The organism is Phyllobacterium sp. OV277 (assembly GCF_900104355.1).
GTDB lineage: Bacteria > Pseudomonadota > Alphaproteobacteria > Rhizobiales > Rhizobiaceae > Phyllobacterium.
In genome coordinates this window covers 445,034-470,803 of the sequence record NZ_FNIY01000002.1, presented here as the reverse complement: position 1 = coordinate 470,803, position 25,770 = coordinate 445,034, and the positions used below count along the sequence as shown (strand labels likewise).

Below are 25,770 nucleotides of genomic sequence, written 5' to 3'. Positions count from 1 at the left end.
ATTTCCGAAAAGCCCGAGAGCCAGCTATGGGGCCGCGAAGGATTTCGCGAAGACCCCTACATCACGGTTGAGACATTGGAAGAGGCTGGAGACGCACCGGCGGTGATCCTGCCTCTGGCCGTTTGGCTCGGTCTCGATGAAGGCGTGCGCAACGCAACCAACCGGCGTATCGGTGTTTCCATTGCACCGGGGGAGAGCATTGATCCGCTCCTGCCGCTGCTCGGTTCCATCCCGGTGATTGCACTGCAATTTCCCGCATTTAACGATGGCCGTTCCTATTCCAAGGCCGAAGTGCTTAAGGACCGTCATCAGTTTCAGGGTGAGTTGCGTGCGGTTGGCGATGTGCTGATCGATCAGGTCGCCTATATGCTACGGACCGGCTTCGATACGCTGAAAGTCACCCATGCGGTTACATTGACACGGCTTGCGGATCACAATTTGCACGATACGCCGGTTTATTATCAGCCGGGCCGCGGCTCACACACCAAAGCGGGTACCTATAGCTGGCGCCGTGTGCCCGACACGCAATAGCGAGGCACATCCGCTGCCTGATTGATCAGAGCACGACAACGGGAGTTCCCAAGGGAACCCGTTCGTAAAGATCCATCACATGTTCATTGATCATGCGGATACAGCCGTTCGAAACGGCCTTGCCAATTGACGAAGGCTCGGTCGTGCCATGGATGCGGTAATAGGTGTCGCGGCCGTTGCGATAAAGATAGAGTGCGCGAGCCCCCAGCGGATTGCTTCCACCACCAGCCACGCCATCAGCGTAACGTGCATATTTTTCCGGCTGTCGTTTGATCATATTGTCCGTCGGCTGCCAGCGCGGCCATTTGGCTTTTCGTCCGACTTCGGCCGTTCCTGAAAAGGCGCGCCCGGCGCGGCCAACGCCGATGCCGTAACGCACCGCTGAATATTCGTCTTCGATCAGATAGAGAAAACGGTTGCGCGGGTCGATCACGACTGTCCCGATCTCTTCATAGCCCGGGTAGTCAACGATCTGCGGCATATATTCAGGATTGAGAACAAAGGGCCGCTTCTTGGATTGCGCCAATGCAAGCTGTGGTGCGGCAAGGGCCGCCGCAAATCCGTAAAAGAACGTTCGCCGTGTCAGCATGTCGATCCCATACGCTTGAGCCCCTCGTTTCGGGCCTTCTGTCATGCAATGATTATGCGCCTCAATTGCTGAACGAAGGTTTACACGGACTCAACTTTTTGTGATGAAACAAGGAGATAGGTCCGGAAGCACGCGCCGCCGGACCCTGTTGGTTCAGGGGAGACGGGCTATGCGTTCAACCAGCAGATCGAAGAAACCGTCATCATTCACATCTCGTATGTAAAAGGCGTTTTTCGGCCTGTTGGTCACACCCCACCAATCGGCGACTGTCATGCCGAGCGTGAGCTCCGAAGCTGTTTCAACGGTGACGTTGCAATGCCTTCCCTTGTAAAGCTCCGGTTTCAGGAGATAGGCAATCACGTTCGGGTCATGCAACGGGCCGCCATCGCTGCCATATTTTTCCTCATCAAAACGTTCGAAGAATTCCAGTAGCGCAACACAGGCCGTGCCTGATTTGGTGCCCATGGCCCGAAACCGGTCAATACGCTTGGCCGTGGTCAATGCCTTGTGCGTTACGTCGAGCGGCAGCATGACAACTGGTACACCTGACGCAAGCACCACCTGTGCCGCCTGCGGGTCCACATAGATGTTGAATTCAGCGGTTGGGGTGATGTTGCCACCCTCAAAGAAACCGCCGCCCATCAGCACGATCTCGCGGATACGCGGGGCGATCTCGGGCGCACGGATCAGCGCCTGCGCAATATTGGTAAGGGGACCGAGCGGGCACAGGGTCACGCTGCCGCTTTCTTCCTTGAGCAAAGTTTCGATGATGAAATCAACCGCGTGCTGTTGTTGCAGAGGCATGGTCGGTTCGGGCAGGTCAGGGCCGTCAAGGCCGGTTTTCCCATGCACATTTTCAGCGGTGACCAGCGCGCGCATCAGCGGTCTGTCTGCGCCGGCAAAGACTTTTACATCGGGGCGTCCTGCCAGTTCGCAGATTTTACGGGCATTGGTTTGCGTGAGTTTCAGCGGCACATTGCCCGCAACGGCGGTAATGCCGAGAACATCAAGTTCCGGGCTTGCCAGCGCCAGAAGGATTGCCAGCGCATCATCCTGGCCCGGATCGGTATCGATTATTATTTTCCGCGTCATCTCTTGCTTTCATTCTCTTGAAGTCTGCATCCGGATCAACCATATCAAAGGACAGAAGGGAAATGCCATCTCCGGGTTTCTCTTTTAGGTCGCTTTTCTGAGGACTGCACAGATGACACGAATGACACCGTTTTCAAGCCCTTTGCTGCTTGGTTTCGACACGATGGAAAAGACGCTGGAGCGTATCGCCAAATCCGGTGACGGCTACCCGCCTTACAATATCGAACGTATCCAGGCCGATAATGGCCGGGAACAGCTTCGGATAACCCTCGCAGTCGCTGGCTTTTCCAATGATGATCTTGAAGTGACCACCGAAGACAACCAGTTGGTCATTCGCGGGCGGCAAGCCGATGAAAGCGAACGGGAATATTTGCATCGTGGCATCGCAGCGCGCCAGTTCCAGCGCATATTTGTTCTTGCCGATGGAATGCGCGTCAGCGCTGCTGCTTTGAAGAATGGGCTTCTGTCGATCGATCTCGACCGTCCGGAACCCGAACGATTGGTCAAACGCATTAATATAGCGGTACAGGATTGATCGTGGCTCTAACGGGACAGGGCCTTTGGAAGGACTGTCCGAATATGGAGGCTGATATGCAAAACACTGTTTCGAAGAATTTCCTGAGTGAACTGGAATTTTCGCGTCTTGGCGCCGGACAGGTCGCCTATATGCGCAAGGTGAAGACCGACGATCTCGCCACCAGTTTCCCCGCTTTGCCACCAATGACGCCGGGTGTTGAACTCTGGGCACTTTTTGCTGCTAACGGCGATCCGATCGTGCTTTCCGATGAACGTGACAACATTCTTGTTGGCGCACAGGAGCATGAATTGCGCACGGTTATGCTGCAGTAAATGCAGATTGATGGATTGAGTAAAAACCCCGTTGGCTTGCCAGCGGGGTTTTCTTTTAATGGTGAAATGGGATTGCATTAGCTTGGTTCGTGGTTCGTGGTTCGTGGTTCGACAAGCTCACCATGAGGGAGAGGGGTGATGAAAGGGAACCAAGTTCTGCAATCCTTGTGATCTGCAATGCTGGTGATTATCGTTGCATCCAACCATCTCCCTCATGGTGAGCTTGTCGAACCACGAACCACGCTGATGCAAGCGTCCCTGCTCAAACCTTCACCGTCTGCTCAACCCTATCCACCGCCCCGAACAATTCCAGATAGCGCTTGATCTCGGCCTTGTCGCCGGTAGCTTTTTTCGGATTGTCGGAAAGCTTGACCGCCGGGCGGCCATTGGCTTCGCTGACCTTGCAGACCAGCGAGATGGCATTGAGCTGATCATTGAAACGTGGGGCGCAGTCCTCAAAATCATTGGTCAAATTGGTGCCCCAACCAAAACTCATGCGCACCTTGCCCTTGAAGTGATGATAGGTCTCCTCGATCGTCTCCACATCGAGCCCGTCAGAGAATACCAGAAGCTTGCCGCGTGGGTCTTTACCCTTTGAGCGCCACCAGGACAGGATTTTTTCGCCTCCCTCAATGGGTGGAGCGCTGTCAGGGCGGAACCCGGTCCAATCAGCAACCCAGTCTGGAGCATCGCGCAGGAAGGCTGCTGTTCCAAAAGCATCGGGCAGCACAATCAGCAGATTGCCGCCATAATAGCGGTTCCAGTCCTGCAGCACCTTATAGGGTGATTTCAGCAATTCCTCTTTCTTGCGGCTGAGGGCTGCCAGAACCATCGGCAGTTCATGCGCATTGGTGCCAAGTGCTTCCAGATCGTTGTCCATGGCCAAAAGCACATTGCTGGTGCCGGTAAAGGCATCGCCGATCCCTTCCTTCAGCGCTTCGACGCACCAGCGCTGCCACAGGAATGAATGGCGCCGCCGTGTGCCGAAATCGGAAATCCGGATGTCGGGCAGGGAGCGCAGGCGCTCCACCTTGGTCCACATCTTGGCCTTGGCACGGGCATAGAGCACATCAAGCTCAAACCGGCCCATTTTCTTCATCGCCGCCCGTGAGCGCAGCTCATTGATGATGGTGAGCGCCGGGATTTCCCACATGGTCGTGTACATCCACGGGCCATAGAAATTCAGTTCATACTGACCGTCGCGCTTGGTCAGCTCATATTCCGGCAGTTGGAAATTTGTCAGCCATTCAAGGAAATCGGGCTCAAAGATCTGTTTCTTGCCATAGAACGTATTACCGCCAAGCCAGATCATTTCCTTCTTGGAGAAACGGATGGTACGCGCATGGTCCAGCTGCTCGCGCAGCTCTTCCTCGTCAATCTCATCTCCCAGCCGGACACGGGTGGTCCGGTTGATCAGGGTAAATGTTGCATCGACTTTCGGATAAACGCCCCAGATCATCTGCAACATCAGCAATTTGTAGAAATCCGTATCCAGCAGGCTGCGGACAATGGGATCGAGTTTCCATGTGTGGTTGAACACGCGCCGTGCAATGTCGGTCTTGGTCGCCATTGAATGCTCTCCTTCCGGAATTTCCGCCCGCCATGTTGCACGGCAGAAACCGGTCATCAAGCGGAACCGGTCATATCCGGCTAAATTCCGCAGTCAGATGATATGCGATCCTTGCATTAAATCTTTGTAACCTCACACTTTTGTCATTAACGGCGACATCAAAGCGCTTTATTCTTCGTTGTAATCAACCTTTCGCGCCGGGATGCGCTTTGGGATATAATCATAAATATGGTGGTGCTGGCTCTGCCTCATGCGGAACCGGTCTTTTTGGAGTGATGTATGAAAGTCTGGAAACAGCTTGTACTGGTTGTTGTGGTCCTCGCCATTGCTGGCGCTGGGTGGCTATACTTTTTTCCAGGTGCATCCAATCTCTTCAAAAAAGCGGGCGTTGACAAGGTTCTGACCGCAGACAAGCCCGCAACGTCAGGTGGACAGGGCCGGAGCGGACAGGTGGCGCCGATTGTGGTTGTGCGTGCCGCTGACGAAGCCAAGATCAATGACAAGCTGTCGGCCATTGGCACCGGCAAGGCAAAAAGCTCGGTTTCCGTCACACCATTTGCCGCTGGCCGCATGAACGAAATTCTGGTCACATCAGGCACCAAGGTCGAGGCAGGGGATGTGATTGCCCGGCTCGACGCCGAGGCCGAAGCCATTGCCGCCGACAAGGCACGCACCATGTTGAAGGACGCGCAGACAAAGCTGAAGCGCGCCGAAAACCTCAGCACCACCAACACGGTCTCCGCCGTGCAGGTGTCCGATGCTGGTCTGGCCGTCGATAATGCCGGGCTCGATGTGCGTGAAGCGGAACTGGCGCTGGACCGGCGTGACATCAAAGCGCCAATTGGTGGCATCGTCGGCATTCTGCCAGTGAGTGCCGGTAACTACATCACCACAACAACGCAGATCGCCACGATTGCCGATCGCAGCGATGTGCTTGTTGATTTCTGGGTGCCGGAACGTTTTGCTCCTGCGGTCAAGGTTGGGGCTGCCGTTACGGCCACCTCCGTTGCCCGGCCGGGTGAGACGTTCAACGGAACCATCAGTTCCATCGACAATCGTGTCGATCCTGATAGCCGTACCCTGCAGGTACAAGCCAAGATCACCAATCCGAATGATGCGCTGCGCGAAGGCATGGCTTTTCAGGTGACCATGGGCTTTGCCGGTGAAACCTATCCGACAGTTGATCCGCTGGCGATCCAGTGGGGCACGGATGGTGCCTATGTCTGGAAGATCGTGGATAATAAGGCGCAGCGTGTTTCCGTGCGCATCATGCAGCGCAATACAGCCTATGTTCTTGTGAATGCCGAGATCAAGCCAGGCGACCTTATCGTCGCCGAAGGCGTGCAGGCGGTCCGTCAGGGCGGTACTGTCCAGATCAAGGGTCAGCCCGCCAGTCAGACGGATTCCGGCTCAAAACCGCTGGCCTCTGTCGGCGAACAGGGCTGAGGTGCGACGTGAGTAATTCGCACGGACAATCCGACTCCAATTTCACCGCTCTTTTTATCCGTCGTCCGGTACTGGCGCTGGTCCTGAACGTATTGATCGTGGTGGCCGGGCTTGCTGCCTTCTACGGTGTTGATATCCGGGAACTGCCGGATGTTGATCGCCCTGTTGTAACGGTAACGACGACCTTTGAGGCAGCGGCTGCCGAAACCGTTGATCGTGAACTGACAGCGGCCATTGAGAGCGCCGTGTCGCGTGTATCAGGCGTCAAATCCATTTCTTCAAGCTCATCCTTTGGTACCAGTCGTGTGACGGTAGAGTTCAATGATGGTGTTGATCTCAACGTTGCTGCCGCCGATATGCGCGATGCCATCAGCCGCATCACCAACACGTTGCCTGAGCAGGCGGACCCGCCGCAGATCGTCAAGGCCGATGCCAATGCCGATGCGGTGATGCGTCTTGCGGTGACATCGGACACTATGGCGGTCGAGGACATGACGGTGCTGGTCGAAGACCAGATCGAAGATGTGCTCGCCTCGGTTCCCGGCGTTGCCGATGTGCAGGTCAATGGCAATCGCAGCAAGATTTTCCGCATTGATATTGATCAGGGCAAGCTCGCAAGTCTCGGTCTGACCGTCGCCAACGTCCGCACTGCGCTCGACACCATGGCTTTTGATACACCAGCCGGCCAGATCAACAGCAATGCGCAAAGCATTGTTGTCCGCGCCACGGCCCCGATCGTCACGCCTGAGGATTTCGAAAACATCATCATCAAGGACCGCACCAAGATCAGGGATATCGCGACCGTGACGCTTGGTCCTGATATTGGTACGTCGACACTACGCGCCAACGGCAAGACGGGCATTGGTCTTGGCATTATCCGGCAGGCGCAGTCCAATACACTCGATATATCCAAGGGCATTCGCGAAGCCGTTGCCCAGTTGCAAAAGACTTTGCCGCAGGGTGTCGATATCCGTGTGACCAGTGATGATGCGGAGTTCATCAACGGCGCCGTGCATGAAGTGGAAATCGCGCTTGGCGCTTCTGTCTTCATCATTATTCTGATCATCTATCTCTTCCTGTGGGACATCCGCGCGACGCTGATTCCTGCCGTCTCCATGCCGGTGGCTCTCATCGGAACCATCTCGGCCGTGTATCTGGCGGGCTTCTCCATCAACATTCTAACGCTGCTGGCGCTGGTATTGGCGACGGGTCTCGTGGTTGATGATGCTATCGTCGTGCTCGAAAACATCGTCAGGCGCCGCAATCAGGGTATGGGACCGCGCGCGGCGGCTGTGCTTGGAACGCAGGAAGTGTTTTTCGCCGTTATCGCAACGACCGTGACGCTTGCCGCCGTGTTTGTACCGCTCTCCTTCCTGCCGGGTCAAACGGGCGGTCTCTTCCGTGAGTTTGGTTTCGTTCTGGCAATCTGCGTGCTGCTTTCTGCCGTTGTTGCACTTACGCTTTGTCCTATGCTGGCATCGCGCCTGCTCTCGGCAAGTGAAGCGAAACATGAGGATATCAATCATTCTCCGGGCCTTGTCAGGCGTGTTGGCAGTTTTTTCCTCGAAGCCTACAGGCGCATGCTGCATGGCTGTCTGGCCGCTCCGTGGCTTGTCGTTCTGGCATCGCTTTTGTTTGCCGGTGCCGCCTTCGGTGCGTTTTCGCTGCTCAAGCAGGAACTGACGCCGACCGAAGACCGCGCCGCCGCTTTCCTGCGCATCACGGCACCCCAAGGCGTCAGCCTCGAATATCTCAACGATCAGATGCGCCAGATCGAGACTTTGATCCAGCCGATGCGTGATTCCGGCGAAATCCAGAATACGTTCTCCATCGCGGGACAGAACGGCAATACCAATCGCGGCTTCATGGTGCTCAGCCTTGCCACATGGAAAGAGCGCCACCGCAGCCAGCAGGAAATTCTGACTGATGTTTCCAAGCGCGTGCGCAACATTCCGGGTATTCAGGTCTTTGCCGCCCAGCCCAATTCGCTCGGTATTCGTGGTGCGGGTAACGGCTTGCAGTTTGCCATCGTCGGCACCAACTATGCTGACCTCGGTTCGACCGCAGCCAAGATCGTCTCGGCACTGGAAAAGGACCGGCGTTTTGACCGACCGCGTCTGACCAATGAGCCGACACAGCCGCAGCTTTCCGTTTCCATTGATCGCGAACGGGCTTCCGACCTTGGCATTGATATCACCGGTCTCGCCGAGGCCCTGCAATCGGTGCTGGATGGTTACAAGATTGGTTCTGTCTATATCGAGGATCGCAGTTTCGACGTGAAGCTGGTTTCCACCACCAATCCGATCAATGATCCGACCGATCTCGAAAATGTATTCATGCGTACCAGCGATGGGCGTTTTGTGCCGATGTCGACCATCGCCAAACTGACGGAGGTGGCTGTGCCGCCCGCGCTGACGCGTGAGCAGCAGATGCGCTCCGTTGCCATCACGGCGGCCCTCAGCCCCGACTTCGCACTGGGTGATGCCTACAAGGTCGTGCAGGAAGTGGCCGCGCCGATGCTGCCGCCGGGTTACCGCATCATTCCTCTCGCTGAAGCTGCGACACTGGGTGAAAACTCCGCCAGCATGTTCGTCACCTTCGGTTTTGCTATCCTGATCATCCTGCTCGTGCTGGCCGCCCAGTTCGAAAGTTTCATCAGTGCCGTTATCGTCATGGCCACGGTTCCTCTCGGGCTCGCCTGTGCAGTCTTTGCCATGATCCTCACCGGCACCAGCATGAACGTTTATAGCCAGATCGGGCTGGTGCTGCTTGTCGGTATTATGGCCAAGAACGGCATTCTCATTGTTGAATTTGCCAATCATCTGCGCGATCAGGGCCGGAATGTGCGCCAGGCCATTGAGGAAGCAGCCAATATCCGTCTGCGCCCGGTTGTCATGACCATGCTCTGCGCCATTCTCGGCGGCGTTCCTCTGGTTCTTGCCAGTGGCGCCGGGGCCGAGGCGCGTATTGCCCTTGGCTGGGTCATTGTGGGTGGTCTGGGGCTTGCCACGGCCTCAACGCTGTTCCTGACGCCGGTTGCCTATCTCCTGCTTGCCGGTTTCTCCAAACCCAAGGCAGAAGAGGAAGCGCGGCTGGAGCGGGAATTGCTGGAAGTAGTGTCGCAACCACCATTGCCCGCCGAATAGAACGGATCATTTGGACAAACAGAAGGCGGGGAGCAATCCCCGCCTTTTTCGTTTCTGCCCTTTGCCTTACTTTGCGGCGTCGGTGACCTTTGTTGTCCACGCGCCTTCCGGCTTCTTGGTGATAACAGGGTCGGAACCACCACCGAGCAATGTCTCGACAGTGCGCTCGGCTGCCGCCACATCGAGAACGCCGGTCGAGCCCTCCGTCAGCTTGTTGATCTCGGCCACCATGCGCTTCTGGTGCTTTTCGGTCTGCGCACCGCTCGCATCATTCTCAAGCACGATATTAGCTGCTTCATCCGGATGCTGGCGGGCATAGTCCCAACCCTTCATCGAGGCTTTGACGAAGCGGGCGAGCTTCTCGACCATCTTCGGATCATCAAGGCTCTTCTGTAAGACGTAAAGTCCGTCTTCCAGTGTGGCGACCTTCTCGTCCTCATATTTGAAGGTGACAAGTTGATCAGCCGGAATGCCCGCATCGATTACCTGCCAATATTCATTATAGGTCATGGTGGAGATGCAGTCGGCCTGCTTCTGGATCAGCGGATCGACGTTGAAGCCCTGCTTGAGGACAGTCACGCCATTTGGCCCGCCATCGGTTTTGAGGCCGAGATGGTTCATCCACGACAGGAACGGATATTCATTGCCACCGAACCAGACGCCGAGGGTCTTGCCCTTGAAGTCTTCAGGCTTGGTGATGCCGGTTTCCTTGCGGCAGGTCAGCATCATGCCGGAACGCTTGAACGGCTGGGCGATATTGACAAGGGGCAGGCCCTTCTCGCGGGTTGCCAGCGCCGAGGGCATCCAGTCAACCACCACATCGGCGCCGCCACCAGCGATCACCTGCGGCGGGGCAACATCAGGACCACCCGGCTTGATCTCGACATCAAGATCAGCTTCCTTGTAGAAACCCTTGTCCTTCGCGACGTAATAGCCAGCGAACTGGCCTTGGGTTACCCATTTCAGCTGTAAGGTCAGCTTGTCGGCTGCCAGCGCAGAGCCCGCCATCAGCAGTGTCGCCAGACTCATTGAGAGTGCAATCGTTTTCTTCATGTTTCAGTTCTCCTCTTTTCTTGTTTTTAAGTTCTGTAGGAAGGATGCCAGAAAGTAACGGCCCGCTCGATAAGGGTAATAAGCCCGTAAGACAGGGAACCCGCAAGCGCTGCCACGAAAATTTCCGCCCAGACCATATCGACATTCATGCGTCCGACTTCTGCCGAGATGCGAAAGCCCATGCCGACAATGGGAGAGCCAAAGAATTCCGCAACGATGGCGCCAATCAATGCCAGTGTCGAATTGATCTTCAGCGCGTTGAAGATGAATGGCATGGCGGCGGGCAGGCGCAGCTTGAACAGGGTCTGTGCGTAGCTTGAACCATAGGTCTGCATCAGGTCGCGTTCCATCGCGCCGGATGCGCCTAGTCCTGCCACCGTGTTCACCAGCATCGGGAAAAAGGTCATGATGACGACGACTGCGGCCTTGGATTCCCAGTAGGACCCGAACCACATCACCATGATGGGTGCTATGCCAACAACAGGAAGAGCGGCGACAAGATTGCCGATGGGCAGCAGGCCCTTGCGCAGGAATGGCACCCGGTCAACGAGGATAGCCGCGAGGAAACCGCTACCGCATCCGATGGCATAACCGGCGATGGCGGCTTTCAGATAAGTCTGCTGGAAATCCGCCCAGAGTGTGGGTACAGAGTTCGAGATGCGCCCGGCGATCATGGATGGCGGCGGCAACAGGATGCTTGGTACGCCGAAACCCCGGACAATGATCTCCCAGAGGATCAGCAGCCACGCGCCGAAGAGAACAGGCAAGGCGAGATTGACAACGCGCTGCGCGTCCGGTCGGGCTAATTTCAGGCCGGCGAGATTCTGCACGCTGAACCATGCCAGCAGCCAGGCTGACGCCACCATGCACCAATAGCCGATTGAAGGGCCTTCTGGTCCCATAGAGTGGAGCAGACCGATAAGACAGAAGGGAACGATATGGACGAGTATAAGCAGCGCAATCAGCGATGAGGCCGACACGCTGGTGAAAAGCGCCACCGCCGCCGCGACAAACAGGATAACCGGTGTCGAATAGGCAAGCGTATCCTGAACATCGCCACCCGACGATATTAGCAATCCGCCAATAGCAAGCAGGAAAGCTGAAATGGCCAGCGGCGAGCGGGAAATCCTCATGGGCGTACTCCCATGCGCCGGTTGACGAGCGTGGCTACCAGCCCAATCAGGCTGACGAGAATGGCAGCCATCAGTGCCGCCGCAAGCAAGGCGGCCCAGATCTGCACCGTCTGGCCGTAATAGGAGCCTGCCAGCAGCCGCGCGCCGATCCCCGCGACTGCTCCGGTCGGCAGTTCGCCGACGATGGCGCCAACAAGGCTGATGGCCACAGCAATCTTCATCGAGGTAAAGAGATAGGGCATGGAAGCGGGCCAGCGCAGTTTCCAGAACACCTGTGACTTTGAGGCATTATAGGTGCGCATCAGGTCAAGATGCATAATCTCGGGTGAACGCAGGCCTTTGACCATGCCGACAGCCACGGGAAAGAACGAAAGGTATGTGGAGATCATCGCCTTGGGCAAAAGCCCGGTGATATTGACGGCATTCAGCACCACAATAATCATCGGCGCGATGGCAAGGATAGGCACCGTCTGCGAGGTGATGATCCATGGCATCAGGCTCTTGTCCAGCGTGCGCGAATGCACAATTGCAATGGCAAGCAGGACGCCAAGCAGCGTTCCAAGCCCAAAACCCAGCAGGGTCGACGAGAACGTTACGCCGACGTGGTAGACGAGGCTGCGCTTTGATGTCGGACTGATATCGAACACAGTCTTGCGGATTTCCTCGGCGACCTGATGCGGAGCAGGCAGGACCGGGCGCTCCTGCGCCATGGTATTGGCAATCAGCTGGCGGGTTGAAATCTCGGTATTGGCGCGCGCTGCCTGATCACGCTCGAATGGCGCGTTGAGAATGACGGCGAAGCCATACCAGAGCACGAGAATGGCGATGAGCACCGTTCCGACAGGTATCACGCTGTTGCGGATAAAGTTCATGGGTGCGGCCCTCCAACCGGGCGCTGCCATCGATAGAGAATATCCGGCAAATGTTCCTCATTATCGCCATCGGTGCGCCGAACCTCGCTAAATCCTTCCCTGAGATAGAAAGCTTGTGCGCCGTGATTTTCCACAAAGGTCCAGAGTTCTATCGGCCCGGTTGCTTCCTGTTTGGCGTGGTCCAGCAGCGCCTTGCCGATTCCATTGCCGCGATGGTTCCGGTGAACATAGAGCGCGTTGACGATATTGTCTGGTGAGAGGGCTACCATTCCGGCAATCGCACCATCGTCGTCGGCGACAAAGACCTCGTACTTTGCAAAAACAATGTCCTGATAATATTCGGCGACGTCCTCTTCCGGATGTACCCGCGGCATCCATTCGGTTGTATCAATCCATGCATTGACGATTGCCGCACAGTCAGACATGTCACGCAATTTGGCAGCGCGTATCGTGGTCATCATCTGCCCCGGTTGATCATGATGCACCAGACCATGGCATTACCATAATGCGTGGTTCGACGAGCTCACCATGAGGGCGCGTGTTGGCTGCAATGATAGTCGCCAACGTTGCAGACCTTGACGCCCATTCATCACAACTCTCCCTCATGGTGAGCTTGTCGAACCACGCACCACGATAATGCCAACTGCCCATGTCATTCTCCATCATAGGAATGACCATGGCGCAGGCCCTCGCGAACCCGGTGCGCAATCTCAAGAAACGCCGGTGTCTCGCGAATATCGAGCGTGCGTTCAGTGCCGAGATTACAGTCGATAATCTCGTGAATTCGGCCCGGACGCGGGCTCATTACGACGATTTTCGTTGAGAGGAACACCGCTTCGGGAATGGAATGTGTAACGAAAATCACAGTCTTCTGCGTTTTCGCCCAGAGCTTCAACAACTGCTCGTTGAGGTGATCGCGGACGATTTCGTCGAGTGCACCGAAAGGTTCATCCATCAGCAGCATATCAGGATCGAACGAAAGCGCCCGTGCGATAGAAGCGCGCTGCTGCATACCGCCCGATAGTTGCCATGGGAACTTCTTTTCGAAACCGGAGAGATTGACCAGCTCAAGGTTTTTGGCGATGCGCTCCGCCCGCTCGGCTTTCGACATGCCCATCACTTCCAGCGGCAGGGAAACATTACCGCCAATGGTGCGCCATGGATAAAGCGCTGCAGCCTGAAATACATAACCATAGGCGCGTTTCTGGCGTGCTTCGGAAGGCGTCATACCATTGACGGAGATCGCCCCGGACGTTGGCTGCTCCAGATCGGCAATGACGCGCAGAAGGGTGGTCTTGCCACAGCCGCTTGGTCCGATGAAGGAAACGAATTCGCCGCCATTCACTGCAAGATTGATGTTCGACAGTGCGTTGACAGGCCCGTCATTGGTCTGGAAGACCAGCGACAGGTCTTTGACATCGATCACATTTTTGAGGGTTACTTGAGGCATTGCATTCATATCAACCCCATCAGACACCCGCCGGTATGTTCTTCGGATCGCGCTCAACCTTACGCGGTGCCGTGAGTTCCTTCCAAGTGGAAAGTGCGCGATTGGCTGGCGCATTGGCCTCGCGTTCGACAAAGCGTCCGCTGCCCGTGGGAGCCAGCACTTCACCATCTTTGTAGGCAATCTGACCGCGTGACAGGGTGATGCGCGGCAGGCCGGTTACCTCGATACCTTCGAACACATTGTAGTCGATGGCGGATTTCTGGGTTTTGGCTGAAATGACTTTTGATGCCTCAGGGTCCCAAATGACGATATCAGCGTCCGAGCCTTGCAGGATTGCACCCTTGCGCGGGTAAATGTTGAGAATGCGGGCAATGTTTGTGGATGTTACAGCCACAAACTCATTGGGCGTCAGGCGGCCGGTGCGAACGCCTTTGGTCCACAGAACAGGCAGGCGGTCTTCAAGGCCGCCGGTGCCGTTCGGAATCTTGGTGAAGTCGCCAACTCCAAAGCGCTTCTGTTCTGTTGTGAAGGCGCAATGATCAGTTGCCACGACCTGTAGGCTGCCGGAGGCGAGGCCAGCCCACAGACCGTCCTGATGGCTTTTGTCGCGGAAGGGCGGCGACATCACGCGCCGCGCCGCATAGTCCCAGTCCTTGTTCTTGTATTCGCCTTCGTCAAGCGTCAGATGCTGCACCAGTGGCTCGCCATAAACGCGCATGCCTTTCTGGCGCGCACGGCGGATCGCTTCATGCGCCTGCTCGCAGGAAACATGCACGATATAGAGCGGTACACCGGCCTGATCGGCAATCATGATGGCGCGGTTGGCCGCTTCACCCTCAATCTCAGGCGGGCGGGAATAGCCATGAGCCTCCGGTCCGTTATTGCCTTCAGACAGAAGCTTCTGCTGGAGATGGGCGACCACATCACCATTTTCCGCATGAACCAGCGGCATGGCACCGATTTCGGCACAGCGCGTGAACGAGGCGAACATTTCGTCGTCATCCACCATCAGTGCGCCCTTATAGGCCATGAAGTGCTTGAACGTATTGATGCCGCGCTCAACCACCTTTGGCATCTCGTCAAAAATTTGTTTGTTCCAGCCGGTGATGGCCATGTGGAAGGAATAGTCGGTGCGCGCCTTGCCTGCCTTCTGGAACCAGTCCTGCAAGGCCGCAAGCAAGCCGTCTGTACCTGGGAGAACGAAATCGACCACCATTGTCGTTCCGCCTGCCAATGCTGCAGCGGTGCCAGTATCGAAATCGTCGGAAGAATGTGTGCCCATAAAGGGCATTTCGAGATGGGTATGCGGATCGATGCCACCCGGCATCAGATAGCAGCCCGTCGCATCGATAATCTCATCGCCGGAAAGATCAGCGCCGATCCGGGCGATGATATCGCCTTCAATCAGCACATCCGCTTTGTATGTGCGGTCGGCGGCAATGATTGTCCCGCCTTTGATCACTTTCGTAGCCATGTGTTCGTTCCCCTTATTGGTCTTTTGTCGAACATGTTGCTCTGTATGAACGGTTATCCGGTCAGGTTTCAATCACCGCCGTTTCCAGAACAGCATGCAGAAGGACATCCGCACCGGCGGCCGCCCATTCCTTCGAAATTTCTTCATCTTCATTGTGGCTGAGTCCGCCGACGCAGGGGCACATGACCATCGCTGTCGGGGCAACCCGGTTGACCCAGCAGGCATCATGCCCGGCACCGGAAATCATGTTGCGATGGCTATAACCAAGCCGCTCGGCTGCATTGCGCACGGCGGTCACGCAGCCCTCGTCGAAGGTGACGGGATCAAAATGCCCGGCTTCTTCGATCTCGATTTCCAGCCCCAGTTCCTTGGCGATCTTCGGCGCCTTTTCCTCAAGCTCGGCCTTCATCGCGTTCAATGTCTTGATATCTGGCGAGCGGAAATCGACGGTGAAAATCACCTTGCCGGGAATGACATTGCGCGAATTCGGATAGACATCGCAATGGCCGATGGCACCGACAGCGCTTGGCTGATGGGCCATGGCGATGGTGTGGACGAGTTCGGTGATGCGCGCCATGCCCAGCCCGGCATTCCGGCGCATGGGCATGGGGGTAGAGCCCGTATGGCTGTCTTTGCCGGTCAGCGTAATCTGTAGCCACCACAATCCCTGTCCATGGGTGACAACGCCAATATCCTTGCCTTCGATTTCAAGGATAGGACCCTGCTCGATGTGCAATTCGAACAATGCGTGCATCTTGCGGGCACCGACGTTTTCATCGCCCTTCCAACCGATACGCTCCAACTCGTCGCCGAATGTCTTGCCCTTGGCATCTTCGCGCGCATAGGCCCAGTCCTGCGTGTGAATGCCAGCAAACACACCCGATGCCAGCATGGCCGGAGCAAAGCGTGTGCCTTCCTCATTGGTCCAGTTGACCACGACGATGGGATGCTTGGTTTTGATGTTGAGATCATTGAGCGTGCGGATCAGTTCCAGCCCCCCAAGCACACCGAGAACGCCGTCATATTTGCCGCCGGTCGGTTGGGTGTCGAGATGGCTGCCGACGTAAACGGGCAGGGCATCCGGGTCTGTACCCTCGCGATGGAAGAACATATTGCCCATGGTGTCGACGCCCATGGTCAGGCCAGCCTTTTCACACCAGCTCTGGAACAGACGCCTGCCTTCGGCATCCTCATCGGTCAGGGTCTGGCGGTTATTGCCGCCGCGCAGACCCGGCCCGATCTTTGCCATATCCATCAGGCTGTCCCAGAGACGGTCGCCGTTGATCCTTAGATTTCCAGTGAGCGCCATGTGACAGCCTTTCGATTATGCGAGGTTCTTGAGAACATCGGCCAATGTATCGAAGAGATGTTCGATCTGGCCCTTGGTGATGATCAGTGGTGGCGACAGCGCAATGATATCGCCTGTCGTGCGGATGAGAACGCCCTTCTCATAGGCGTCAAGGAATGCCTGGAAGGCGCGTTTTGTCGGCGCACCGGGAATAGGTTCCAGTTCGATCGCGCCGATCAGACCAAGATTGCGGATATCGATGACGTGCGGCAAACCCTTCAAGGCATGCAGCGCATCTGCCCAGTAATCCGAAAGCTCGGCTGCGCGAGTGAGCAAGCCCTCTTCCTCATAGGTGTCGAGTGTTGCCAGTGCCGCCGCACAGGCGACCGGGTGCCCGGAATAGGTATAGCCATGGAACAGCTCGATGGTGTTCTCAGGAGCAGTCATGAAAGCATCGTAGATTTGCTTGGAAGCAAAGACTGCGCCCATCGGAATCACGCCGCTGGTGATGCCTTTGGCCGTGGTGATGAGATCGGGAACCACGCCGAAATAGTCAACGGCAAACGGCGTACCAAGACGGCCAAAACCGGTGATGACTTCATCGAAGATCAGCAGGATATCATTCTTGGTGCAGATTTCACGCAGGCGCTTCAGATAACCCTTTGGCGGGATGAGAACGCCTGTTGATCCTGCGACCGGCTCAACGATGACAGCGGCAATGTTCGAGGCGTCATGCAGAGCGATGACCTTTTCCAGATCATCGGCAAATTCCGCGCCATACTCAGGTTCGCCGCGGGTAAAGGCGTTGCGTGCAAGGTCGTGCGTGTGGCGGATGTGATCGACCCCGCCAAGTGCATTGCCGAACGCCTTGCGGTTGCCGGAAATGCCGCCAACGGAAATACCACCGAAACCGACGCCGTGATAACCGCGCTCGCGTCCGATCAGTTTTGTCTTGGTGCCATTGCCTTTGGCGCGGTGATAGGCGAGGGCGATCTTGAGTGCCGTATCGACCGATTCCGAACCTGAATTGGTGAAGAATACATGATCAATTGGCGAGGGCAGCATGGCGGCGAGGCGTGCGGCCAGTTCGAAGACTTTGGGATGGCCCATCTGGAAGGCGGGCGCATAGTCGAGTTCGGCAACCTGCTTCTGCACAGCTTCGACAATCTTCGGGCGTGAGTGACCGGCATTGCAGCACCACAGACCGGCGGTTCCATCGAGGATTTCGCGGCCATCGGCTGACTTGAAATGCATGTCCTTGGCACTGACCAGAAGACGCGGATTTTGCTTGAATTGCCTGTTTGCCGAAAACGGCATCCAGAACGCCTCGAGATTGTTGGTGCCCAATCCCAATGCCGATTTCGACATGTGACGTACGCCTCCTGATTTGCGGACATTGCCGCTTGTTTTGTGTTCCCGAATGATTGAACCTGTGGTGCAATCAAAAACTTGACTAGTTGGTCAAAATGCAGGCTAGAAGAGCATAGGAAGCCGGTCAAGCGCTTTATGGGAAATAAGGGTGGTTCCGGGATGCGACGAAAAAGCCGTTGTGTCCAGTACCAAGAAGGGGTGAGGAGCATGGCAAGGGCAACGAAGAAAAAGACCAGCGAAGCGCCGGAAAAGACAACGCGGATTCAGGAAATCAACCGCCGTCTCATCCTTGACGCCGCCCTTGATGTTTTTTCCACCTATGGTTTTCGCGGCACCACCATTGATCAGATCGCTGACAAGGCGGGGATGTCCAAGCCGAACCTGCTCTACTATTTTCCACGCAAGCAGAATATCTATGTGACGCTGCTGGAGGAGACGCTGGAGGAATGGCTTGCACCGCTTGCAGAGATTGATCCCGAGGGCGATCCGATCGAGCAATTGCGCAAATACATTACGGTGAAAATCCGCATGTCGGAAAGCCACCCGGAGGCATCACGGCTTTTTGCCAATGAAGTGCTGCATGGCGCACCGGCTATCAGCGAATTTCTGAGCAAACATCTGAAGCCGCTGGTGGATGACAAGGCGGCGGTTATCCGCCGCTGGGTGGGCGAGGGCAAGCTTGCACCGGTTGATCCCTATCACCTTATTTTCATGATCTGGGCCACCACCCAGCACTATGCGGATTTCGACGTGCAGGTCCGCGCCATTATGGGCAATCAGGTTGGCCGTCCGGGTTTCCGCGAGCAGACAGCGCAGGCGGTTTTAAGCATTATTCTCAATGGCATTCGCCCTAGGCTGTGATTGGTGATTTGCATTAACATTGTGCGCCCTTCGACAGGCTCAGGATGAGGCAGAGGAGTGGCTGCAAAGCTAATCGGAAACGTTGCAGAATATAGCTCCCTGCAACCCACCCATATCCCTCATCCTGAGCCTGTCGAAGGGCGCACAATGTTAATGCAAATCACCAATCACATGATTTCACAGCAAATTGACAGACAGAAATTGTGCATTGCACTATTGTCACATCGCGCTGCAATATTGGTTGTAGCGCCTGTCTTGTCAGCAAGGCCGCCCCTGATATCCGGAGATAACCCGTGAAAATATCCGATGTTCGTTCCGCCTATGCCATGCCGCTTACCAACCCGTCCTATCCGCCGGGACCCTATCGCTTCATCAACCGCGAATATGTGGTCATCACCTATCGCACCGATCCGGAAGCACTGAGGGCTGTCGTGCCGGAACCGCTTGAGATCACGGAACCGGTCGTCAAATTCGAGTTCATCCGCATGCCCGACTCCACTGGTTTTGGTGACTATACCGAGTCCGGTCAGGTCATCCCGGTCCGCTTCAACGGCAAGGATGGCGTCTATGTTCATTCCATGTATCTCGACGATGACGCCCCGATTGCGGGCGGGCGCGAAATCTGGGGCTTTCCGAAGAAACTGGCCAGCCCGAAAATCACCCATGAGGGCGAGACCATCCTTGGTACCCTGCACTATGGCAGTGTCCTCTGTGCCACCGGCACCATGGGCTACAAGCACAAAGCGGCCGATCATGATGCCGTGCTGAAATCGCTATTGCTGCCGAATTATCTCATCAAGATTATTCCGCATGTGGACGGCACGGCACGCATCTGCGAACTGGTTCAGTATCACCTGCAGGATATTGATCTGAAGGGCGCATGGACTGCCCCTGCCGCGCTGGAACTCCATGCGCATGTCATGGCTGATGTCTCGCGTCTGCCGGTTCTGGAAGTTCTGTCAGCTTCGCATTTCATTGCTGATCTGACATTGGGACTTGGGGAAGTGGTGCACGACTATATGACTGAATAGCCACTGTTGGTTGTGCAAATCGAGGTGTGTGGTTCGTGGTTCGACAAGCTCACCATGAGGCCCTTCGACGGGCTCAGGGTGAGGGGAGCTTTATTCTGCAACGTTTGCGATTAGCGTTGCATCCACACTCTCCCTCATGGTGAGCTTGTCGAACCACGCACCACGAACCAAACAACTCACAAAAACCCGCCTCGAAGGGCGGGTTTTGAGTTTGTTATTCCGCTGCCGCCTTGGCCATCGGATTGTTCGGGTGTGTCGTCCAGTTGGCGTAATCAGGCTGGATTGGTGTCTTGGTGCGCGGATCAACGCCCGACGTCATCGGCACCATGGTGATGCAGTTATCAACCGGGCAGACATTGACGCACAGATTACAGCCAACGCATTCCTCATCAATCACCTCGAAATGCCGCGCACCATCAACCATCGCTGTGATGGCCTGATGTGATGTGTCCTCACAGGCGATGTGACAACGACCGCATTTGATGCAGAGGTCCTGATCGATCTGCGCCTTGGTGATGTAGTTGAGGTTGAGATATTGCCAGTCCGAAACATTCGGCACGGCCAAACCACGGAAGTCTTCGATGGAGCTGAACCCGCGTGAATCCATCCAATCGGACAATCCGTCGATCATCTCCTGCACGACCTTGAAGCCGTAGGTCATGGCGGCAGTGCAGACCTGCACATTGCCGCAACCGAGCGCGATGAATTCAGCCGCATCGCGCCATGTGGTGATGCCGCCAATGCCCGAAATCGGCAGGCCGCGGGTTTCCGCATCACGCGCAATTTCCGCCACCATGTTCAGCGCGATTGGCTTGACCGCCGGGCCGCAATAGCCGCCATGTGAACCGCGGCCATCAATCGACGGATTAGGTGCAAATGTATCAAGATCAACAGATACAATGGAGTTGATGGTGTTGATCAGTGACACGGCGTCCGTACCGCCAGCTTTTGCCGCCCGTGCTGGCTTGCGAATATCGGCGATATTCGGCGTCAGCTTGGTGATGACAGGCATACGCGTATACTGCTTGCACCAGCGGACAACCATTTCGATATATTCAGGTACCTGACCGACAGCGGCACCCATGCCGCGCTCGGACATGCCGTGCGGGCAGCCGAAGTTAAGCTCGATACCGTCAGCACCGGTAGCCTCAACCAAGGGCAGAATGGCTTTCCAGGCATTCTCCTCGCAGGGCACCATGATAGAGGCAATCAGCGCCCGGTCGGGCCACTTCTTCTTCACCTCGGTCATTTCCCGCAAGTTCACTTCCAGCGGACGGTCGGTGATAAGCTCGATATTGTTCAGGCCAAGCAACCGCCGGTCAGGGCCGTGGATTGCGCCATAGCGTGGACCGTTGACGTTGACGACAGGTGGGCCCTCTTCCCCCAATGTCTTCCAGACTACTCCGCCCCAGCCCGCCTTGAAGGCGCGCTCGACATTGTAGGCCTTATCCGTTGGCGGTGCAGAAGCCAGCCAGAAGGGGTTAGGGGATTTGATGCCGAGGAAATTCGATGAAAGATCAGCCATGTCGATATCTCCTTCAACCAGCAATGTGGTTTGAATGGGTGGGATGCTGGGCCGCAGCTGACGTGCCATCCGGATTCTCGGCCATGACGGCTTCAACAAAACCGCTGATTTTCTCCGGTTGCTGCGTCAAGGAGCGATGGATTGATTCAGCGGCAAGCTTGCCATCCTGAACCGCTGCCACGGTCAAATCCTGACCACCGGCAATGCAGTCACCGCCCGCCCATATGCCGGGAACGGATGTACGGCGATCATCATCGACGCTGATGCGTCCCTTCGCCAAAGCCAAGCCGGATTCAGCTAGAATGCTCTCCGCTGGCGTCTGGCCGATGGCTTTGAAAATCTGGTCACTGGCAAGCGTGATGCTCTCGCCTGTCCCGGCAAGCCTGCCATCGACCATGGCCGTATAGTCAAGCGTGATACCGCAGACTTCGCCTGCCGCGTTGCGGGTAAGCGCGCGCGGCTGCAACCAATGACGGATGATGACGCCGGTTTTCAGCGCCAGTTCCTGTTCATAAGGGCTGGCATTCATGCTTTCCGGCCCGCGCCGGTAGGCGATGATGACATTCTCCGCACCAAGCAGTTTCGTCTGGACGGCTACGTCGATGGCGGTCATGCCACCACCAATGACGACAACGTCGCGCCCGACGGATATTTGCGACAGGTCTTCGCTCTGGCGCAGCACGGAGATGTAATCAACCGCATCGATGCAGCCTGCGGCGTCTTCCCCTTCAAGGCCAAGTTCATTAACACCCGGCAAGCCCATGCCGAGGAACACCGCATCAAAACCCGCTTTCAGCGCGTCGATACTGATATCGCGGCCAAGCGCCTTATCATTCTCGATGGTGATTCCGCCGATTTCCAGAATGAAATCGAGTTCCTGCTGGGCGAAGTTATCGACGCTCTTATAGGCGGCGATACCATATTCATTGAGACCGCCAGCCTTGGGCCGCGCCTCGAAGATCGTGACATTGTGCCCGTGCTTGGCAAGGCGGTGCGCGGCGGATAATCCGGCAGGACCAGCACCGACAACGGCGACGCTTTTGCCTGTCGGTTCAGCCCGTTTGAATGGGTGCTGGCCTTTTTCCATCAGGTGATCGGTGGCATAGCGTTGCAGGAGCCCGATCTTGACCGGCTTGCCTTCAGCCGTTTCGCGCACGCAGGCCTGTTCGCACAGAGTTTCCGTCGGGCAGACACGGGCGCACATGCCGCCCAGAATGTTTTCTGCGAGAATGGTCTTTGCCGAACCGGTAGGATTGTCAGCGGCAATCTGGCGAATGAACAGCGGAATGTCGATGCCCGTGGGACAGGCATTCATGCATGGCGCATCGTAGCAGAAGTAGCAGCGGTCGGACTCAACAAAGGCCTCATGCCGTGTCAGTGCCGGATGCAGATCGGAAAAAACATCGGTGTAGGCCTCAGACTCAAGCCGCCCGGCCCTCACATCACGGATTCCAGAATCAATCGATCCCATGAAATCGCCTCTCCATTTCTGAAATTGCGGCGTCCCGTTCCCTTGGGAAGCGCCTGCAATTTGGTGGTGGGCCGGTATGTCCGGCGCCTGTTGAGGGAAAGAATGCCAGATTTTCACAAAAGGTCAAATTTTTTATCAAACGGTCAAGAAAATGCAAAAAAGATGTGTTCCATCCTCTGGCGCTCGCGAAGGAAGGATTGAACGGGGCTATTGAACGAAATGAAATTTATGCACGTTCTTCCAGAACAAGGCTTGCGCCCTTGGCACCCACCATCATGGCAGCGGCATTGGTGTTGCCGGATATGATGTTGGGAAAAATCGAACAATCGATAACGCGCAGACCCTCGACGCCGTGAACGCGCAAGCGCGGATCGACCACCGACTGAGCGGGGTCTGGCCCCATGCGGCAGGTGGAAACGGGATGATAGACCGTACCGCTGCGTTTGCGGAAGTCAGCGATAAGATCCTCATCGCTCCGGCAATCCGGACCCGGCAGCAATTCCTCGACAATCAGTTTTGACAGGGTTGGTGTGCCTGCAATCTTTCGCAGGAATTTGACCGCATCGAGCATCTCAGCCACATCATGCTCGGTTGAAAAAGCATTCGGCACAATTCTCGGTGCTTCAAGCGGATTGCCAGAGCGAATATGGATGGAGCCGACGCTGGTCGGACGGCAATTGGACAGACCAATGGAAAAGCCCGGCCACGGATCAGGTGTCAGGATTGGCCGCTCGCCCTCCTTGGGGCGCACTGTTGAGAACGCTTGAAAATAAAGCTGCATGTTTGGGCGTGAGCGGGATGGATCGGTGCGAAAAAAGCCCCCGCCCTGATTCATGCTGATCGATAGCGGCCCTGTTCGCAGCAACAGATATTCGATGCCGACCAGCATCTTCCCCCACCATGGCCGCAGCACCTGATTAAGTGAGGCGACATTGGCGCGGTAGGTGTAATTGATGCCTAGATGATCCTGCAGGTTTTCTCCGACCTGACTATTGGCTTGTACGACGGGGATGCCGAGTTGCTGCAATCGCGTTGCATCGCCAATACCCGATAGTTCAAGCAGCTGTGGTGAGTTGACGGAACCCCCGCACAGAATGACTTCGCGCCCCGCGTTGACTGTCTCGGTTTGGCCATTGCGGACAAACGTGACGCCGGTGGCACGCTTGCCCTCGAAAGTGACACGCTGCACCATTGCGCCTGTGAGTACAGTCACATTGGCGCGCTTCATCGCCGGGCGCAGGAAAGCCCGCGCGGCGGACATGCGCCGCCCGTTCTTGGTGGTCAGCTGAAACGGTCCTGTGCCTTCCTGTGTAGCGCCATTAAAATCAGCATTATAGGGCAGGCCCGCCTCCTGTGCGGCTTTCAGAATTTGGTTGGCAAGCGGATGAAACAGGCCCGAGCAGTCGGTGACATGAACGGGGCCGCCGTGGCCAAGGCTTTTCGCTGGTCCGTCATGATCTTCCAGCGCCCGGAATAGGGGGAGCAGGTCATCATGGCCCCAGCCGGGATTGCCCCGGTCGCGCCATTCGTCGAAATCTTCCCTTGCACCACGCACATAGACCATGGCGTTGATCGAGCTTGATCCGCCGAGTACCTTGCCGCGCGGCCAGTAATCAGCATTGCCGCCAAGTCCCGGATCGGATTCGGCGCGGTACATCCAGTTGACGGATTTGTCATAAAAGGTTTTGCCATAACCAAGCGGCATCTGCACGAAAAACCGCCGGTCCGAACCGCCTGCTTCCAGCACAAGCACAGAATGACGGCCGCTGGCGGACAGGCGCTCGGCAACAACCGATCCGGCTGAGCCTGAACCAACAATGATGAAATCAAATGCGCGCATGAATTCCAGCCTGAATGCAATCTTTATCTGCGGGCAGGATATCCGGCTTCATTGCATCAGACCCAAACGTCATTCCGCCATGGCTTATGGAAAATGCGACAGGCCGGTCGATTTCTAGAAGGCCTCAGGTGCTGGCGGCAATCTGACCAAGGCTTTCGAAAAACCGGGCGGCAAGTTTTGTGGCCCAGGACGATACCAGTCGGCCGCCGATTTGGGCAATTCTGCCACTCACATCGGCATGAACCTTATAGACAAGCACAGTCTCGTTGCCTTCCTCGATCAGGTTGACATCTGCTGCGCCTTTGGCAAATCCGGCAATACCGCCCTTGCCCTCGGCGGTGATGGTGTATGAGTGCGGGGGATTGAGATTGCTGAGTTCAATCCTGCCGCTGAAGCGCGCTTTTATGAGGCTGAGTTTCACGACGACTGTCGCTTCAAGTTCCGTATCTGAAATCCATTCAAGCCTCTCGAAGCCGGGAATACAGGCTTTCAGGATGTCCGGATCATTCAATGCTTTCCAGACTGCATCGCGTGGTGCAGCGATGCGCTCTTCGCCTGTTATGTCCATATTTCAAATCCTCTTTGCAAAGAGAAGGCTAAAATAGACGACTCAGCCTGTCCACAATTTATAAAGTTCAATATTTTTGCCAATGTATTAAATCCTGTCACAAAACATCATGATACTGGCGATGATGGCTCTGGACCGAACAGAGGCAGTGTAATAACAGGGTTAAGACTTTGTGATTCCGTAGGGATGACGCATCACAGGGCAATATCGGAGAAGTGTTTCACTTCTCTACTTCACTCATCTCATCAAGGGAGACTGCAAATGAAATTGAAAATGGTCGCCGGCATTTCGCTGCTGGCTGTCGCTCTCGTTGGTTGCTCGAAAGCCCCTACCTGCACCCAGGAAGAGCTGACCAAAAAGGCCGGTGAAATCACCGCTGCCGTACAGCAGGTCGTTACCAAGGACCCATCCAAGGCACAGGGAATTGTTACCAAGATGCAGGAACTGGCGACCAAGTATCAGGGCCAGACCGATCTGAAAGACGCCTGCAAGGCGTATGATGAAGTTCTGACAGCCATCAAGGGCTGATAGACTTTTGCGCCGCAGTTCCGCCCGGATTTGCGGCGCACACTCCTGATGTTAAATCGGCCTGACGTTAAATCGGAAGAGA

23 protein-coding genes are annotated in these 25,770 nt (G+C 56.1%); 8 read left to right on the top strand and 15 right to left on the bottom strand.

The features are described from left to right. A complete protein-coding gene (locus tag BLU05_RS08215; protein WP_091880170.1) occupies positions 1-531 on the top strand; it encodes a DUF934 domain-containing protein in 531 nt (176 codons plus the stop codon). A gap of 25 nt (positions 532-556) precedes the next feature. On the opposite strand, the gene BLU05_RS08210 is transcribed toward BLU05_RS08215, so the two are convergent. Together BLU05_RS08210 and BLU05_RS08205 are read right to left on the bottom strand one after the other, a co-directional pair. Further along, positions 557-1,120, bottom strand: a complete 564-nt coding sequence (locus BLU05_RS08210) for a L,D-transpeptidase (RefSeq protein WP_091879156.1) — start codon at positions 1,118-1,120, stop codon at positions 557-559. 153 nt (positions 1,121-1,273) lie between these two features. Next, entirely contained in the window at positions 1,274-2,212 is a 939-nt protein-coding gene (locus BLU05_RS08205; protein ID WP_091879154.1) for a nucleoside hydrolase, read from the bottom strand. Between the two features lie 112 nt (positions 2,213-2,324). Between BLU05_RS08205 and BLU05_RS08200 the strand changes: the two genes are divergently transcribed. Together BLU05_RS08200 and BLU05_RS08195 are read left to right on the top strand one after the other, a co-directional pair. After that, positions 2,325-2,747, top strand: a complete 423-nt coding sequence (locus tag BLU05_RS08200) for an Hsp20 family protein (RefSeq protein WP_091879152.1) — start codon at positions 2,325-2,327, stop codon at positions 2,745-2,747. Positions 2,748-2,803: 56 nt separating this feature from the next. Then, a complete protein-coding gene (locus tag BLU05_RS08195; RefSeq protein WP_091880169.1) occupies positions 2,804-3,061 on the top strand; it encodes a BQ00720 family protein in 258 nt (85 codons plus the stop codon). A gap of 262 nt (positions 3,062-3,323) precedes the next feature. Here the strand turns inward: BLU05_RS08195 and pncB are convergent, their stop codons facing one another. Then, positions 3,324-4,631 carry a nicotinate phosphoribosyltransferase gene (gene pncB, locus BLU05_RS08190; protein WP_091879151.1) on the bottom strand — a complete coding sequence of 436 codons (1,308 nt, stop codon included), beginning with the start codon at positions 4,629-4,631 and terminating at the stop codon, positions 3,324-3,326. A 279-nt stretch (positions 4,632-4,910) separates the two neighbouring features. On the opposite strand from pncB, the gene BLU05_RS08185 reads away from it, so the two are divergent. Together BLU05_RS08185 and BLU05_RS08180 are read left to right on the top strand one after the other, a co-directional pair. Then, complete coding sequence (locus tag BLU05_RS08185; RefSeq protein WP_091879149.1) at positions 4,911-6,077, top strand: efflux RND transporter periplasmic adaptor subunit; 1,167 nt, start codon at positions 4,911-4,913, stop codon at positions 6,075-6,077. 8 nt (positions 6,078-6,085) lie between these two features. Further along, complete coding sequence (locus BLU05_RS08180; RefSeq protein ID WP_091879148.1) at positions 6,086-9,223, top strand: efflux RND transporter permease subunit; 3,138 nt, start codon at positions 6,086-6,088, stop codon at positions 9,221-9,223. 66 nt (positions 9,224-9,289) lie between these two features. On the opposite strand, the gene BLU05_RS08175 is transcribed toward BLU05_RS08180, so the two are convergent. The 8 genes from BLU05_RS08175 to BLU05_RS08140 all read right to left on the bottom strand — a co-directional run bounded on the left by BLU05_RS08175 (position 9,290) and on the right by BLU05_RS08140 (position 17,861). Next, positions 9,290-10,276 carry an ABC transporter substrate-binding protein gene (locus tag BLU05_RS08175; RefSeq protein WP_091879146.1) on the bottom strand — a complete coding sequence of 329 codons (987 nt, stop codon included), beginning with the start codon at positions 10,274-10,276 and terminating at the stop codon, positions 9,290-9,292. 26 nt (positions 10,277-10,302) lie between these two features. Beyond that, entirely contained in the window at positions 10,303-11,409 is a 1,107-nt protein-coding gene (locus BLU05_RS08170; protein ID WP_244518236.1) for an ABC transporter permease, read from the bottom strand. After that, positions 11,406-12,281: an ABC transporter permease gene (locus BLU05_RS08165; protein ID WP_091879145.1), complete on the bottom strand. Its 876-nt coding sequence runs from the start codon at positions 12,279-12,281 to the stop codon at positions 11,406-11,408. Before BLU05_RS08165 ends, BLU05_RS08170 begins: the two co-directional genes overlap by 4 nt. Next, complete coding sequence (locus BLU05_RS08160) at positions 12,278-12,739, bottom strand: GNAT family N-acetyltransferase (protein ID WP_091880166.1); 462 nt, start codon at positions 12,737-12,739, stop codon at positions 12,278-12,280. The genes BLU05_RS08165 and BLU05_RS08160 overlap by 4 nt, the downstream gene beginning before the upstream one ends. Positions 12,740-12,933: 194 nt before the next feature. After that, positions 12,934-13,731, bottom strand: coding sequence for an ABC transporter ATP-binding protein (locus BLU05_RS08155; RefSeq protein WP_091880164.1), 798 nt, complete (start codon positions 13,729-13,731; stop codon positions 12,934-12,936). Positions 13,732-13,750: 19 nt separating this feature from the next. Continuing rightward, positions 13,751-15,205, bottom strand: coding sequence for a dihydropyrimidinase (gene hydA, locus BLU05_RS08150; protein ID WP_091879143.1), 1,455 nt, complete (start codon positions 15,203-15,205; stop codon positions 13,751-13,753). Positions 15,206-15,266: 61 nt separating this feature from the next. Next, entirely contained in the window at positions 15,267-16,514 is a 1,248-nt protein-coding gene (locus tag BLU05_RS08145; RefSeq protein WP_091879142.1) for a Zn-dependent hydrolase, read from the bottom strand. Between the two features lie 15 nt (positions 16,515-16,529). Next, positions 16,530-17,861, bottom strand: a complete 1,332-nt coding sequence (locus BLU05_RS08140; RefSeq protein ID WP_091879140.1) for an omega-aminotransferase AptA — start codon at positions 17,859-17,861, stop codon at positions 16,530-16,532. A 210-nt stretch (positions 17,862-18,071) separates the two neighbouring features. Here BLU05_RS08140 and rutR point away from each other — a divergent pair, with 210 nt between their 5' ends. Together rutR and BLU05_RS08130 are read left to right on the top strand one after the other, a co-directional pair. Further along, the gene (gene rutR, locus BLU05_RS08135; RefSeq protein ID WP_091879139.1) at positions 18,072-18,725 is read left to right on the top strand and encodes an HTH-type transcriptional regulator RutR; all 654 of its coding nucleotides are present in this window, start codon (positions 18,072-18,074) and stop codon (positions 18,723-18,725) included. 293 nt (positions 18,726-19,018) lie between these two features. Next, positions 19,019-19,756, top strand: coding sequence for an acetoacetate decarboxylase (locus BLU05_RS08130; RefSeq protein ID WP_091879137.1), 738 nt, complete (start codon positions 19,019-19,021; stop codon positions 19,754-19,756). Positions 19,757-19,970: 214 nt separating this feature from the next. On the opposite strand, the gene preA is transcribed toward BLU05_RS08130, so the two are convergent. The 4 genes from preA to BLU05_RS08110 form a co-directional block, all read right to left on the bottom strand. Further along, on the bottom strand, positions 19,971-21,281 hold the full coding sequence (gene preA, locus BLU05_RS08125) for an NAD-dependent dihydropyrimidine dehydrogenase subunit PreA (protein WP_091880163.1): 1,311 nt from the start codon (positions 21,279-21,281) through the stop codon (positions 19,971-19,973). Between the two features lie 13 nt (positions 21,282-21,294). Continuing rightward, positions 21,295-22,752, bottom strand: a complete 1,458-nt coding sequence (locus BLU05_RS08120; RefSeq protein WP_091879136.1) for an NAD(P)-dependent oxidoreductase — start codon at positions 22,750-22,752, stop codon at positions 21,295-21,297. Positions 22,753-22,978: 226 nt separating this feature from the next. Further along, a complete protein-coding gene (locus BLU05_RS08115) occupies positions 22,979-24,592 on the bottom strand; it encodes a GMC family oxidoreductase (protein WP_091879134.1) in 1,614 nt (537 codons plus the stop codon). A gap of 124 nt (positions 24,593-24,716) precedes the next feature. Then, positions 24,717-25,160 (bottom strand): CoxG family protein, encoded by a 444-nt coding sequence (locus BLU05_RS08110; RefSeq protein ID WP_091879133.1) that lies wholly within the window; start codon positions 25,158-25,160, stop codon positions 24,717-24,719. A 261-nt stretch (positions 25,161-25,421) separates the two neighbouring features. Between BLU05_RS08110 and BLU05_RS08105 the strand changes: the two genes are divergently transcribed. After that, positions 25,422-25,688, top strand: coding sequence for a hypothetical protein (locus tag BLU05_RS08105; protein WP_091879131.1), 267 nt, complete (start codon positions 25,422-25,424; stop codon positions 25,686-25,688). Positions 25,689-25,770: the final 82 nt, after the last annotated feature.

Bases quoted from the DNA above. Each gene is read 5' to 3' on its own strand.
- BLU05_RS08160 (WP_091880166.1), bottom strand. From the start codon at position 12,739: ATGACCACGATACGCGCTGCCAAATTGCGTGACATGTCTGACTGTGCG.
- BLU05_RS08115 (WP_091879134.1), bottom strand. From the start codon at position 24,592: ATGCGCGCATTTGATTTCATCATTGTTGGTTCAGGCTCAGCCGGATCG.
- rutR (WP_091879139.1), top strand. From the start codon at position 18,072: ATGGCAAGGGCAACGAAGAAAAAGACCAGCGAAGCGCCGGAAAAGACA.
- BLU05_RS08195 (WP_091880169.1), top strand. From the start codon at position 2,804: ATGCAAAACACTGTTTCGAAGAATTTCCTGAGTGAACTGGAATTTTCG.
- hydA (WP_091879143.1), bottom strand. From the start codon at position 15,205: ATGGCTACGAAAGTGATCAAAGGCGGGACAATCATTGCCGCCGACCGC.
- pncB (WP_091879151.1), bottom strand. From the start codon at position 4,631: ATGGCGACCAAGACCGACATTGCACGGCGCGTGTTCAACCACACATGG.
- BLU05_RS08170 (WP_244518236.1), bottom strand. From the start codon at position 11,409: ATGAGGATTTCCCGCTCGCCGCTGGCCATTTCAGCTTTCCTGCTTGCT.
- BLU05_RS08210 (WP_091879156.1), bottom strand. From the start codon at position 1,120: ATGCTGACACGGCGAACGTTCTTTTACGGATTTGCGGCGGCCCTTGCC.
- BLU05_RS08165 (WP_091879145.1), bottom strand. From the start codon at position 12,281: ATGAACTTTATCCGCAACAGCGTGATACCTGTCGGAACGGTGCTCATC.
- BLU05_RS08140 (WP_091879140.1), bottom strand. From the start codon at position 17,861: ATGTCGAAATCGGCATTGGGATTGGGCACCAACAATCTCGAGGCGTTC.
- BLU05_RS08105 (WP_091879131.1), top strand. From the start codon at position 25,422: ATGAAATTGAAAATGGTCGCCGGCATTTCGCTGCTGGCTGTCGCTCTC.
- BLU05_RS08200 (WP_091879152.1), top strand. From the start codon at position 2,325: ATGACACGAATGACACCGTTTTCAAGCCCTTTGCTGCTTGGTTTCGAC.
- BLU05_RS08185 (WP_091879149.1), top strand. From the start codon at position 4,911: ATGAAAGTCTGGAAACAGCTTGTACTGGTTGTTGTGGTCCTCGCCATT.
- BLU05_RS08145 (WP_091879142.1), bottom strand. From the start codon at position 16,514: ATGGCGCTCACTGGAAATCTAAGGATCAACGGCGACCGTCTCTGGGAC.
- BLU05_RS08120 (WP_091879136.1), bottom strand. From the start codon at position 22,752: ATGGGATCGATTGATTCTGGAATCCGTGATGTGAGGGCCGGGCGGCTT.
- BLU05_RS08110 (WP_091879133.1), bottom strand. From the start codon at position 25,160: ATGGACATAACAGGCGAAGAGCGCATCGCTGCACCACGCGATGCAGTC.
- BLU05_RS08175 (WP_091879146.1), bottom strand. From the start codon at position 10,276: ATGAAGAAAACGATTGCACTCTCAATGAGTCTGGCGACACTGCTGATG.
- BLU05_RS08155 (WP_091880164.1), bottom strand. From the start codon at position 13,731: ATGCCTCAAGTAACCCTCAAAAATGTGATCGATGTCAAAGACCTGTCG.
- BLU05_RS08205 (WP_091879154.1), bottom strand. From the start codon at position 2,212: ATGACGCGGAAAATAATAATCGATACCGATCCGGGCCAGGATGATGCG.
- preA (WP_091880163.1), bottom strand. From the start codon at position 21,281: ATGGCTGATCTTTCATCGAATTTCCTCGGCATCAAATCCCCTAACCCC.